Source organism: Pseudomonas hygromyciniae, assembly GCF_016925675.1.
Classification (GTDB): domain Bacteria; phylum Pseudomonadota; class Gammaproteobacteria; order Pseudomonadales; family Pseudomonadaceae; genus Aquipseudomonas; species Aquipseudomonas hygromyciniae.
Window position 1 is genome coordinate 591,873 of sequence record NZ_CP070506.1, and the last position, 13,410, is coordinate 605,282.

General features: G+C 61.7%; 9 protein-coding genes. 7 read left to right on the forward strand and 2 right to left on the reverse strand.

What is annotated here, in order from left to right; translation table 11 throughout:
• Positions 1 to 150 precede the first annotated feature (150 nt).
• The 6 genes from JTY93_RS02500 to JTY93_RS02525 all read left to right on the forward strand — a co-directional run bounded on the left by JTY93_RS02500 (position 151) and on the right by JTY93_RS02525 (position 11,107).
• Positions 151 to 2,454, forward strand: coding sequence for a YgiQ family radical SAM protein (locus JTY93_RS02500; RefSeq protein ID WP_205476169.1), 2,304 nt, complete (start codon positions 151 to 153; stop codon positions 2,452 to 2,454).
• 221 nt (positions 2,455 to 2,675) lie between these two features.
• Entirely contained in the window at positions 2,676 to 3,596 is a 921-nt protein-coding gene (gene ssp4, locus JTY93_RS02505) for an Ssp4 family T6SS effector (protein WP_205476168.1), read from the forward strand.
• Positions 3,593 to 4,051, forward strand: coding sequence for a hypothetical protein (locus tag JTY93_RS02510; protein ID WP_205476167.1), 459 nt, complete (start codon positions 3,593 to 3,595; stop codon positions 4,049 to 4,051). The genes ssp4 and JTY93_RS02510 overlap by 4 nt, the downstream gene beginning before the upstream one ends.
• A gap of 237 nt (positions 4,052 to 4,288) precedes the next feature.
• On the forward strand, positions 4,289 to 7,573 hold the full coding sequence (locus JTY93_RS02515; RefSeq protein ID WP_205476166.1) for a transglutaminase family protein: 3,285 nt from the start codon (positions 4,289 to 4,291) through the stop codon (positions 7,571 to 7,573).
• Positions 7,574 to 7,730: 157 nt separating this feature from the next.
• Complete coding sequence (locus JTY93_RS02520) at positions 7,731 to 10,217, forward strand: circularly permuted type 2 ATP-grasp protein (protein ID WP_205476165.1); 2,487 nt, start codon at positions 7,731 to 7,733, stop codon at positions 10,215 to 10,217.
• Positions 10,217 to 11,107 carry a transglutaminase family protein gene (locus tag JTY93_RS02525; protein WP_169992264.1) on the forward strand — a complete coding sequence of 297 codons (891 nt, stop codon included), beginning with the start codon at positions 10,217 to 10,219 and terminating at the stop codon, positions 11,105 to 11,107. The genes JTY93_RS02520 and JTY93_RS02525 overlap by 1 nt, the downstream gene beginning before the upstream one ends.
• A 321-nt stretch (positions 11,108 to 11,428) precedes the next feature.
• On the opposite strand, the gene JTY93_RS02530 is transcribed toward JTY93_RS02525, so the two are convergent.
• Positions 11,429 to 11,617, reverse strand: a complete 189-nt coding sequence (locus JTY93_RS02530; RefSeq protein ID WP_205476164.1) for a hypothetical protein — start codon at positions 11,615 to 11,617, stop codon at positions 11,429 to 11,431.
• Between the two features lie 382 nt (positions 11,618 to 11,999).
• Here JTY93_RS02530 and azu point away from each other — a divergent pair, with 382 nt between their 5' ends.
• On the forward strand, positions 12,000 to 12,446 hold the full coding sequence (gene azu / locus JTY93_RS02535) for an azurin (protein ID WP_205476163.1): 447 nt from the start codon (positions 12,000 to 12,002) through the stop codon (positions 12,444 to 12,446).
• Between the two features lie 133 nt (positions 12,447 to 12,579).
• Here azu and nadE read toward each other — a convergent pair whose 3' ends face one another.
• Entirely contained in the window at positions 12,580 to 13,407 is an 828-nt protein-coding gene (gene nadE, locus JTY93_RS02540; protein WP_205476162.1) for an NAD(+) synthase, read from the reverse strand.
• Between the last annotated feature and the right edge of the window lie 3 nt (positions 13,408 to 13,410).

Below are 13,410 nucleotides of genomic sequence, written 5' to 3' on the forward strand. Positions count from 1 at the left end.
CCGCCGCTTTCGCGAGCAAGCTCGCTCCCACATTGAAAATGTATTCACAATTCAGGGCAGTCCACAATTCCTACCATTACCGTCGGAATTGGTCAAAATTTGTGCTATATTCCGCGCCCGCGATTTTTCATCTCAACACCGGTCACCGTCATGCAAACAGCCAAGCCGTTATTTGACTATCCCAAGTACTGGGCCGAATGTTTCGGTCCAGCGCCATTCCTGCCCATGAGCAGGGAGGAGATGGATCAGCTTGGCTGGGATTCATGCGACATCATCATCGTCACCGGTGATGCCTACGTTGACCATCCGTCGTTCGGCATGGCAATCATCGGCCGGCTGCTGGAGGCCCAGGGCTTTCGCGTCGGGATCATTGCCCAGCCCAACTGGCAGTCCAAAGACGATTTCATGAAGCTCGGCGAGCCGAACCTGTTCTTCGGCGTCGCGGCCGGCAACATGGACTCGATGATCAACCGCTACACCGCCGACAAGAAAATCCGCTCTGACGACGCCTATACCCCTGGCGGCATGGCCGGCAAACGCCCGGACCGCGCCAGCCTGGTGTACAGCCAGCGTTGCAAGGAAGCCTACAAGAATGTGCCGATCGTACTCGGAGGCATCGAGGCTTCCCTGCGCCGCATCGCTCACTACGACTACTGGCAGGACCGGGTGCGCAACTCGATCCTGATCGATGCCACCGCCGACATCCTGCTGTACGGCAACGCCGAGCGGGCGATTGTCGAAGTCGCCCAGCGCCTGTCGTGGGGCCACAAGATCGAAGACATCACCGATGTACGCGGTACTGCGTTCATCCGCCGTGACACGCCCGAAGGCTGGTACGAGGTGGACTCCACCCGCATCGACCGCCCGGGCAAGGTCGACAAGATCATCAACCCGTACGTGAACACCCAGGACACCCAGGCCTGCGCCATCGAGCAGGAAAAGGGCCCGGTTGAAGATCCGGAAGAAGCCAAGGTCGTACAGATCCTCGCCAGCCCGCGCATGACCCGCGACAAGACCGTGATCCGCCTGCCTTCCGTAGAAAAAGTGCGTGGCGACGCGGTGCTGTATGCCCACGCCAACCGCGTATTGCACCTGGAAACCAACCCTGGCAACGCCCGCGCTCTGGTGCAGAAGCACGGTGAAGTGGACGTGTGGTTCAACCCGCCGCCCATTCCCATGACCACCGAAGAAATGGACTACGTGTTTGGCATGCCTTACGCACGTGTCCCGCATCCTGTGTATGGCAAGGAGAAGATCCCGGCCTACGACATGATCCGCTTCTCGGTGAACATCATGCGTGGCTGCTTCGGCGGCTGCACCTTCTGCTCGATCACCGAGCACGAAGGCCGGATCATCCAGAACCGTTCCGAAGAGTCGATCATTCGCGAGATCGAAGAGATCCGCGACAAGGTCCCGGGCTTTACCGGCGTGATTTCCGACCTTGGCGGCCCGACCGCGAACATGTACCGCATCGCCTGCAAGAGCCCGGAAATCGAATCCGCGTGTCGCAAGCCATCGTGCGTGTTCCCCGGCATCTGCCCGAACCTGAACACCGACCACTCCTCCTTGATCCAGCTGTACCGCAGCGCCCGCGCGTTGCCGGGTGTGAAGAAGATTCTGATCGCTTCCGGCCTGCGCTATGACCTGGCTGTCGAGTCGCCGGAGTACGTCAAGGAACTGGTGACCCACCACGTGGGTGGCTACCTGAAGATCGCCCCGGAACACACCGAGGAAGGTCCGCTCAACCAGATGATGAAACCGGGCATCGGCAGCTATGACAAGTTCAAGCGCATGTTCGAGAAGTACACCAAGGAAGCGGGCAAGGAGCAGTACCTGATCCCGTACTTCATCGCCGCCCACCCGGGCACCACCGATGAAGACATGATGAACCTGGCCCTGTGGCTCAAGGGCAATGGCTTCCGTGCCGACCAGGTGCAGGCGTTCTACCCGTCGCCAATGGCCACCGCCACCGCGATGTACCACTCGGGCAAGAACCCGCTGCGCAAGGTCACCTACAAGAGCGACGCGGTGACCATCGTCAAGAGCGAAGAACAGCGCCGCCTGCACAAGGCGTTCCTGCGTTACCACGACCCGAAGGGCTGGCCGATGCTGCGTGAAGCACTGACCCGCATGGGCCGCGCTGATCTGATCGGGCCGGGCAAGGACCAACTGATCCCACTGCACCAGCCGTCCACCGACAGCTACCAGAGCGCCCGTCGCAAGAACTCGACGCCGGTGGGCAGCCATAAGGTCGCCAAGGAAACCACCACCAAGATCCTCACCCAGCACACCGGTCTGCCGCCCCGTGGCAGCGATGGCAGCAACCCGTGGGACAAGCGCGAACAAGCCAAGGCCGCGGCCCAGGCGCGTAACAAGCAGGCGGCCAAGGAGCGCGCTGATGCGGCCAAGGGCAAGGGCGGCAAGCCTGCGCGCAAGCCTGTTGTGCCGCGTTGATCGCAGCCTGAACATGCAAAACGCCAGCCTCGTGCTGGCGTTTTGCTTTCTAGCGGGTGGGGGACCTGTTTGTTAAGGTGGCGCCCATTGAATCGCCTTCGCGAGCAAGCCCGCTCCCACATTCGACCGCATTCTCATGCTGGAACTCGGTCAACTGTGGGAGCGGGCTTGCTCGCGAAGGCGCCAGTTCAGACATCACCTATTTCAAGGAAGAACACCCCATGAGCAACCCCCTGCTCAACATCGGCATGGACTCCAACCGCTCCCAGTTCATGGCACGCCAGCGCATCGAAAGCCAAATCAACCTGCCACGCCTGTTCGCAGCCATCGACGCTGACCCCGGCATTGTCGGCGCGGGGGTGGTGTATATCGACGCTGACTTCAATGTCATTACCCTGCGCGAGTTCAAGCCGATCTGCAGCATCAAGCCCAAGCGCATCATTTTGCGTGAGGCGCAGAAGTACATTGCGCCGACGCAGTTTGCCCATCATGTCGTGAGCAATCCTCGAGAATCCCGACTGATTGGCGAAGCCGTAAATACCGGTGTCTCCTGCTTGGGCGCTGTCATCAGTTGGGCTGCAATCGCCAGTGGAACAATTCTGGTGCCTTTCAGTGGCGGCGCCAGTTCCGTCATCGTTGTGGTGGGATATGCGGCTGCCGGTGCAAGTTTGCTTCAGTGTTTCAACGGCATTGCCCGAACAGCGCTGGAGGTCGCCAAACCTGAGGTAAAGGATTGGCTCGACAGTGAGGGCTGGTACCAGAATGCTTCCATTGTGCTGGACGCAGTATCACTGGCAGGCGTGAGCGCTTCGACCCTGACGACGGTCAAGCTGGTCAGGGCCGCCAAAGCATCGACGGGCAAGAGCCTGCGTGACGTGCTTCGAGGGTTGAATCGCCAGGAAAGAGCCAAGCTCACGAAAGAGCTACTCAGCATCAACCATCCCAGCTTGACTGCGAAGATGCTCAAATTGAAGCAGGCGTCGGGTGAACTCACCAAGCGTTTTACCCCTACGCAGCTCAAGCACAGCACCACTACCCAGATCAAAGACGTCCTGGGCGCAAGCATAGGGTTTGGCGGGAGTGCGTACTCCGGAAACGTCAATACCATCGCGATAGGGTTGTACGAGGAAATAAACGAATGAACGAGTTAATGACGCTACGCGACTTTTTCAGGCAATACTTTCTGACGTTTATGGGCGGCGTATTTGCTGCGTGTTTTTCGTTGGCATTGGCTGTGGCGCTGGCGTTCGTCACTTATTTTCGTGATGTGCCGCTGGATCAAGTGGGGCTCAAGATCATGTTGGTCGGGGCGCTGCTCATTCTGTTGACGGTCCATAGCAACTTTATGATTTTGCGGGGCCGACCCTCCTGGGTTTGGGTGATGGTCGGTATCTACCTCGCCTGTCTAGTGTTTGTAGTTCCAATGGTTCAGTACCCGCCTCATAAAGTTCTCTACGGGTTGGCGCTGTTATTCCCACTCCTTGGATTGTTGATACTTAACAGCAAGGTCCAACGAGAGATGCGTACAAAACTCGTTGGAATCCGTCGCATTCGGCAGTCTGTCAAATCAACGGCTAGATCGAGTAGTCGCATGTGAAGGCGTCGCCTTCGATAACCGGTTTTATCGCAACGCGCAAAAAGCGTTGACTGGGTAGATTCACCACTGCGCCCCGCACTTGCGCCACAAATATGTGCAACCCTCGCACCACGGCGTTCACTCTCGCGCCGTTTTGGTGCTGTACTGCACCGGGTCCTTCGATAAAGCGTAATGACCGCCGCTCTGGCATAAGTCTTGCGCGCTTTGTTTCCATGCCCTGGCTCGCAGGAGGCCGCCGTGTCGATTCATGTCGCGTTGCACCACGTTACGCATTACCGCTACGACCGTGCGGTGGAGCTTGGCCCGCAGATCGTGCGCCTGCGCCCGGCGGCTCATAGCCGCACGCGGATCCTGTCCTATGCGCTGAAGGTGCTGCCCGAGCAGCACTTCATCAATTGGCAGCAAGACCCCCAGGGCAATTACCTGGCGCGCCTGGTGTTCCCGGAAAAAACCGATGAGCTGCGCATCGAAGTCGACCTGGTGGCTGAGATGGCGGTGTTCAACCCGTTCGACTTTTTCCTTGAGCCCTACGCCGAAAAAATCCCTTTCAGCTACGCCGCCGATGAGCAACGCGAGCTGGCGCCGTACCTGGAAACCCTGGCGCTGACGCCACAATTCGCCGCGTATCTGGCCGCTATCGACCGCACGCCGCTGCCGGCCGTGGATTTTCTGGTCGGCCTCAACCAGCGCCTGGCGGCGGATATTGGCTACCTGATCCGCATGGAGCCGGGCGTGCAAACCCCGGAATTCACCCTGGAAAACGCCTCCGGCTCGTGCCGCGACTCGGCCTGGCTGCTCGTGCAATTGCTGCGCAACCTGGGCTTGGCGGCGCGGTTTGTCTCCGGTTATCTGATCCAGCTCACCGCCGACGTCAAGGCCCTCGACGGCCCGTCCGGCACTGAAGTGGACTTCACCGACTTGCACGCCTGGTGCGAGGTGTATTTGCCCGGCGCCGGCTGGATTGGCCTGGATGCCACCTCCGGTCTGTTCGCCGGTGAAGGGCATATCCCGTTGGCCTGCAGTCCCGATCCATCGTCCGCCGCCCCGATCAGTGGGCTGGTAGAACCCTGCGAGTGCGAATTTACCCACGAAATGTCGGTGGAGCGCATCTGGGAAGCCCCCCGGGTGACTAAGCCCTACACCGAAGAGCAATGGCTGGCGATCCAGGCCCTGGGCCGGCAGATCGACGGCGACCTGCTCAAGGACGATGTGCGCCTGACCATGGGCGGCGAGCCGACGTTCGTTTCCATCGACGACCCCGACGGTGCCGAATGGAACACCGCCGCCCTCGGCCCGGACAAGCGTCGGCTGTCTGCCGAGTTGTTCCAGCGCATGCGCAAGCACTACGCGCCCAAGGGCCTGGTGCATTTCGGCCAAGGCAAGTGGTACCCCGGCGAGCAACTGCCGCGTTGGTCGCTCAATTGCCATTGGCGCCGCGATGGCGTGCCGGTCTGGCACAACGACGCGTTGATTGCCGACGAGCAGCAAGACTACGGCGCTGATGACGTGATGGCCGGGCGCTTCCTGGCGAGCATTGCCGAGCGCCTGAAACTCTCCGCGCGCTTTGTGTTCCCGGCCTTCGAGGACAATTTTTACTACCTGTGGCGCGAAGGTGCCTTGCCGCAGAACGTCAGCGCCCAGGATTCGCGCCTGGACGATGAGCTGGAGCGCGAGCGCCTGCGCAAGGTGTTCAGTCAGGGCCTGGATAAAGTCATCGGCCATGTGCTGCCCCTGGCGCGCACGGCGGCCAACGATCGCTGGCAGAGTGGCCGTTGGTACCTGCGCGACACCCATTGCCGGCTGGTACCGGGTGACTCGCCGCTGGGCTATCGCTTGCCCCTGGCCTCACAGCCTTGGGTGACGGCGGCAGACTACCCCTTTGTGCATCCGATCGACCCCAATCAGGACCTGCCGGAGCTGCCCTTCACCGCGCCAGCGCCTGGCGAGCCCGCCGCCATCGACGAGCGTGTGCCCAAGGTCGACGAGTCCGCCGACTGGCTGACCCGTACCGCGTTGTGTGCCGAAGCGCGAGGGGGGCGGCTCTACCTGTTCATGCCGCCCCTGGAGCGGGTCGAGGACTACCTGGAACTGGTGGCCGCCATCGAGGCCACCGCCCAGGAACTGCATTGCCCGGTGCTGCTGGAAGGCTACGAACCGCCGAGCGATCCACGCCTGAGCAACTTCCGCGTCACGCCCGACCCAGGCGTGATCGAAGTCAACGTGCAGCCATCGACAACCTGGGATGAATTGGTGGAACGCACCGAGTTCCTCTATGAAGAAGCCCGGCAAACTCGCCTGACCACCGAAAAATTCATGATCGACGGGCGCCACACTGGCACCGGCGGCGGCAACCACTTCGTGCTGGGCGGCGCCACGCCCAAGGATTCGCCGTTCCTGCGCCGCCCGGACCTGCTGCGCAGCCTGATCAGCTACTGGCACAACCACCCGTCCTTGTCGTACCTGTTTTCCGGGCTATTTATCGGCCCGACCTCCCAGGCACCGCGGGTGGATGAGGCGCGCAACGATGCGCTGTATGAGCTGGAAATCGCCTTCGCGCAGATGCCCGCGCCGGGCGAGGAATGCCCGCCGTGGCTGGTGGACCGCTTGCTGCGCAACCTGCTGATCGACGTTACCGGCAACACCCACCGCGCCGAGTTTTGCATCGACAAGCTCTACTCCCCCGACGGCGCCACCGGCCGCCTGGGCCTGCTGGAGCTGCGCGCTTTTGAGATGCCGCCTCACGCACGCATGAGCCTGACCCAGCAGTTGCTATTGCGAGCCCTAGTGGCGCGCTTCTGGCGTGAGCCCTACGCACCGCCAAAGCTGGCGCGCTGGGGCACGGAGCTGCACGACCGGTTCCTGCTGCCGCACTTTATCGAGCAGGACTTTGCCGACGTGATCGTCGAACTCAACGCGGCCGGTTATCCGCTGCGTGCCGAATGGTTTGCCGCACACCTGGAGTTCCGTTTTCCCAAGGTGGGCGACTATGCCGTCAGCGGCATCGAGCTGGAACTGCGCCAGGCCCTGGAGCCCTGGCATGTGCTGGGCGAGGAGGGCGCGGCGGGCGGCACGGTGCGCTATGTGGATTCATCCCTTGAGCGTTTGCAGGTGAAACTCAGCGGCTTGCCACCCCAGCGCTATGTGCTGACCTGCAACGGCGTGGCCGTGCCGCTGCACGCCACCGGTCGGGTGGGTGAGTTCGTCGCGGGCGTACGTTATCGCGCCTGGCAACCGGCCAATTGCTTGCAGCCGACTATCCCGGTGCATGCACCGCTAGTGTTTGATCTGCTCGATACCTGGATGCAGCGTTCCCTGGGCGGTTGTCAGTACCACGTGGCCCATCCGGGCGGGCGCAATTACGACAGCTTGCCGGTGAATGCCAATGAAGCGGAGAGCCGGCGCATGGCGCGGTTTTTCCGCTTGGGCCATAGCCCCGGGAAGCTGCCGATACCACCGGTGGTGATTAACGATGAACTGCCTATGACCCTGGACCTACGGCGTTTTGCCCATAAAAATGACTAAACACAATCCTACCTAGGCGCTGGCTTGCCGGCGATGGCGGTGGATCAGTTGGAATATGCCTGACTGACACACCGCCATCGCCGGCAAGCCAGCTCCTGCAGTAGATTTGCAGTGTTTGTGAGTTAATCTGCCTTCCCTTGCCCCTGCCGAGCGTTCCATGTCCGACTTGCTCGACCGTTACCCGCTGACTGCGGGCACTTATCACGAACTGCTGGACGACAGCGGCGCGGTGCGCGCCCATTGGCAGCGCCTGCTCGACCATCTGCAACGCAGCACCCCGGCGCAATTGGCCCAGCGCCAGGCACTGCTGACCCGCCAGATCCAGGAAAACGGCGTGACCTACAACGTCTACGCCGACCCCAAGGGCGCCGACCGTCCCTGGGAGCTGGACTTGCTACCCCATGTATTGGCGGCGGATGAGTGGGCGCATTTGGCGGCGGGCATTGCCCAGCGCGGGCGGTTGCTCAACGCGGTGCTGGCCGACCTGTATGGCCCGCAACGCCTGATTGCCGAAGGCTTGCTGCCGGCAGAGCTGGTGTTTGGACATAACAACTTCCTGTGGCCGTGCCAGGGCATCCAGCCGCCCGATGGGGTGTTCCTGCATCTGTATGCGGTGGACCTGGCGCGCACCCCGGACGGTCGCTGGTGGGTCACGGCGGACCGTACCCAGGCGCCCTCCGGCGCCGGTTATGCCCTGGAAAACCGCACCATCGTTTCCCGCGCATTCCCGGATTTGTATCGCGACTTGCAGGTGCAGCACCTCACCGGATTCTTCCGCACCCTGCAGGAAACCCTGGCCCGCCAGGCGCCCGGCGATGAGCAGCCACCGCTGATCGTGCTGCTGACCCCGGGACGCTTCAATGAAAGCTACTTCGAGCACCTGTACCTGGCCCGTCAGCTTGGCTACCCATTGGTAGAAGGCGGCGACCTGACCGTGCGCGACAGCACCGTGTACCTCAAGACCCTCAGCGGCCTGCGCCGTGTGCACGCGATCATGCGCCGGCTGGACGATGATTTCTGCGACCCCCTGGAACTGCGCACTGACTCGGCCCTGGGTGTGCCGGGCCTGTTGGACGCGGTACGCCAGGGTAATGTGCTGGTGGCCAATGCCCTGGGCGCCGGCGTGCTGGAATCGCCTGGGCTGCTGGGGTTCCTGCCCAAGATCAATCAGTTTTTGTTTGGCGAAGAATTGATCCTGCCGTCCATCGCCACCTGGTGGTGCGGCGAAGCGCCGGTGCTGGCCGAAGCTCTGGAAAAACTGCCGGAACTGCTGATCAAGCCGGCGTTCCCGTCGCAAAGTTTTGCCCCGGTGTTTGGCCGCGACCTGAACGACGAACAACGCCAGGCCCTGGCCGAACGTATGCAGGCGCGCCCATATGCTTATGTGGCCCAGGAACTGGCGCAGCTGTCCCAGGCGCCGGTCTGGCACACCGTGGATGATCATCTGCAACATCGCGCCATCGGCATGCGCGTGTACGCGGTGGCCGGTGAGGATGGCTACCGGGTGCTGCCGGGCGGCCTGACCCGCGTGGCCGCGCAGGCGGACGCCGAAGTGGTGTCGATGCAGCGTGGCGGGGCGAGCAAGGACACGTGGGTGCTGGGCGAGCGTGCCCCCGGTGGCGAGCAATGGCGCGCGCAGCGGGCGATCGGCACCCATGACCTGGTGCGTCGCGACCCGTACCTGCCGTCGCGGGTCGTAGAAAACCTGTTCTGGTTCGGTCGTTACTGCGAGCGTTGCGACAACAGTGCGCGCTGGCTGCGCATCGTGCTTGCCCGTTATGTCGATGGCGACGACCCGCTGGCCTTGCAGGCCGCCGTGGAGCTGGGGGAAAGCCTGCGCCTGCTGCCGGAGGAGGGCGAGTTGCCCGAGCGCCTGCTGCAGGCCCTGCTCGGTGATGACTGGCCATCGAGCCTGCGCGCCAACCTGCAGCGTCTGCAGTGGGCGGCGTCCCAGGTGCGCGGCAAGCTGTCCCGGGAGAACTGGCAGGCTCTGGTGGAGTTGCAGCGCGAAGCCCTGGAGCTGGAAAGCGAGACGCCGGATTTTGGCGAACTGCTGGACTTCCTCAACCGCCTGGTAATGTCCCTGGCGGCCTTGTCCGGTTTTGCCCTCGACGACATGACCCGTGACGAAGGCTGGCGCTTCTTGATGATGGGCCGGCGCATCGAGCGTTTGCAGTTTCTCAGCAGCAGCCTCGCGGCCTTCCTGCGCGGGGTGGCGGTGTTCGACCAGGCGGGGCTGGAATGGCTGCTGGAACTGGGCAACAGCAGCATTACCTACCGCTCGCGCTACCTGGCGGTGCCGCAATTGATTCCGGTGCTGGACCTGTTGCTGCTGGATGAACAGAACCCCCACGCGGTGTTGTTCCAGCTCAAGCTGGTGAGCCGCACCTTGCGCCGGCTCAACGATGACTTCGGCGTACCCCGGGAGACCGGCCTGGCACCGCTGGTGGAGCGCCTGGCGCGCTTTGACCTGGGTTGCCTGGAGAACCCGTTGTTTCGCGACGCCAGCGTGCGTGCGGCCCTCGATGGCCTGGCGGACCTGTTGCAGGCCGTCGCCGATGAAAGCGGGCAGGTCTCTGATCGCCTGGCCCTGCGCCATTTTGCCCACGTGGATGATGTCAGCCAGCAAACGGTGTCGGTGTAATGAGCGCGCGCTATCAGATTTTCCACGATACCCATTACCACTACGACAGCCCGGTGTCCCTGGCCCAGCAACTGGCGCACTTGTGGCCGCGCCCCTGCGCCTGGCAGCGCTGCACCTCGCGGCAGTTGCAGATCAGCCCCGAACCGACCGCGCGCCGCGATGAGTTGGACGTGTTCGGCAACCCGATCACCCGGCTGGCATTCGAACGGCCCCATGATGAATTGCTGGTCAACGCCGGCTTGACCGTGGAAGTGCTGGCCCGGCCTGTGCTGGATTTCAGCCAGTCACCGCCCTGGGACCAGACCCGCAACAGCCTGACCTACAGCGGCCAGCCGTTGTCGGCCGAGGCGATCGAGGCGTGCCGCTATCGTTTCGAATCGCCCTACGTGCACTTGAAGAAAAACTTCGTCGAGTTCTCCGAGAGCTGCTTTGCGCCCGGCCGCCCGTTGTTGTTGGGGGTGCAGGCGTTGATGGAGAAAATCTTCAGCGAGTTCACCTTCGATGCCGAAGCCACCCAGGTCGCCACGCCGCTGGTGGAGGTGCTGGAGCGTCGACGGGGGGTGTGCCAGGACTTTGCCCACCTGATGCTCGCCTGCCTGCGCTCACGGGGCCTGGCGGCACGTTACATCAGTGGCTACCTGCTGACCCAGCCACCGCCCGGCCAGCCACGGCTGATCGGCGCCGATGCGTCGCACGCGTGGGTCTCGGTGTTTTGCCCGCGGTCGGGCTGGGTGGATTTTGATCCGACGAACAATGTGCAGCCGGCACTGGAACACATCACCCTGGCCTGGGGCCGGGATTTTTCAGATGTTTCGCCGTTGCGCGGGGTGATTCTGGGAGGAGGGAGCCATGACCCGGAAGTACGGGTAACGGTGATGCCGCTGGAATAACCGATGGTTCCCGTGTTGTGGCGAGCGGGCTTGTCGGAACGCCGCATCGCCCGCGTTGGACTGCGCAGCAGTCCCATTTCTGGGGCCGCGTCGCGCCCCAACGCGGGGCAAGCCCTAATGCCGTTCAGTTAAGCGGATTCTGCTTTCTGTAGGAGCGAGCTTGCTCGCGAAGGACGTCAACGATAACGCGTGTTTGCTAGGTAAACGCGGCGCTCTCAAGTTCTTCGCGAGCAAGCTCGCTCCTACAAAAAGGCTTAACTGAACGGCATTAGGGCGAGCCCGCTCGCCACATACAGGTCAGGTATTCATTGAGGCGGGTGTTCAGGCCTCAGGTGCAGGGTCTTTCGGGGTTTCAGTGTCATCAGCAGTCACTTCACCTTCGGCATCCGGGTTCAGTGCGCCTGCTTCTTCGTCGGCCGCAGCTTTCTTGCGTTGCAGCTTTTCCTCTTTCTTCTGTTCCTTGGCCAAGTCTCTCTGACGTTTGGCGAAGGAGTAATTAGGTTTTGCCATGGGCGATCCTCTGGGGTCGAAGGTGAGGTTGAGCGGCGGCTATTCTGCCTTTAAACGCGCCCCAAGGGTTAATCGGGTTTCAGAATTGCCTCTACCAATTAAACGTTAGTCGACATTAACCGTTTCGTAAGTACCGCTGGCGCCACAGGCGTAAGTGGCAAGCAAGCTGCGCAACAGGCTGTTGAGGTGCATGGCTCGGACTCCAGGAAGTAAAGATGGGCCGATCATAGGTCGTGTGCGGCACTTTGGCCGGTTGATTCTGTCGATCAGTCTGATAGCCTAAAGTTGTATACAATCTGTTGATTCAGATCATTGGAACATTTGCCTGCCTCAGGCACCCTTGTCGCACATGCGTTTTTTAAACCCTGCCTTGGAGATTCACATGTTTGCCAAAATCGTTGCTGTTTCCCTGCTGACGCTGGCTAGCGGCCAGTTGCTTGCTGCAGAGTGCAAGGTCACTGTCGACTCCACCGACCAAATGTCTTTCGACACCAAGGCCATTGAAATCGACAAGAGCTGCAAGACGTTCACCGTTGATCTGAAACACTCCGGCAACCTGCCGAAGAACGTCATGGGCCATAACTGGGTGCTGACCACTGAAGCTGATATGCAGCCTGTTGCAACCGACGGCATGGCCGCTGGTATCGACAAGAACTACCTGAAAGAAGGCGATACCCGCATCATCGCCCATACCAAGCTCATCGGCGCCGGTGAAACCGATTCGGTGACCTTCGATGTGTCCAAGCTCAAGGCTGACGGCAAGTACATGTTCTTCTGCTCGTTCCCAGGCCACATCGCGATGATGAAAGGCACTGTGACCCTGAAGTAAGGCTCAAGACCGCGTTATCGTTCATCGCAGGCAAGCCAGCTCCCACATTTTGATTTGTGAATACATTCAAATGTGGGAGCGGGCTTGCCCGCGATAGCGGTCTAACAATCAATACACAAGCACCAGGCCTACCTCAAGGCGCAAACGGCATCACCCGCTTGTGCTCAGTCTTGCGATAGGTCTCGCAGATAATCCTGAACGCCTCTTCCCGCACCGGCTGGCCGTGCAGGAACGCATCGATCTCGCTGTAGGTCACGCCATGGGACGCTTCATCCGGCTTGCCCGGTGACAGGTCTTCCAGGTCCGCAGTCGGCACCTTCTCCACCAGCGACTCGGGCGCACCAAAGTGCCGGGCAATCGCCCGTACCTGGTTCTTCACCAGCCCGCTCAACGGTGCCAGGTCGCAAGCGCCATCGCCGAACTTGGTGAAAAACCCCATGACCGCTTCCGCCGCATGGTCGGTACCGATCACCAGGCCACTCGCTGCGCCGGCGATGGTGTACTGCGCGACCATGCGCATCCGCGCCTTGGTATTGCCCAGCACAAAATCACGGGATGCCGCGGCCTTGCCTTCGAAAGCGGCGACTTCATTGGCCAGGGCCTTGACCGCCGGGCCGATATTGACCGTGTGGCGCTCGTCCGGGTTGATAAAGTCGACGCAGGCCTGGGCATCGTGTTCGTCGAACTGCGTGTCGTAGGGCAGGCGCACCGCAATAAAACGGTAAGCGTCATTGCCTTTGAGGGCGCGCAGCTCTTTGATCGCCCGTTGGGCCAGAAGGCCTGCGGTCAGGGAGTCGACGCCGCCGCTGATGCCCAGCACCAGGGTCTTGAGCCCCGAGTTGAGCAGGCAGTCCTGGATAAAGGTGATCCGCCGGGCCACTTCCGCCTCAAGGGCAGCGTGGTCCTGGAACGGTGGTTGGACCTTGAGCTGTTGGGCAATCTCACGCTGTACGGCTTGCATGAT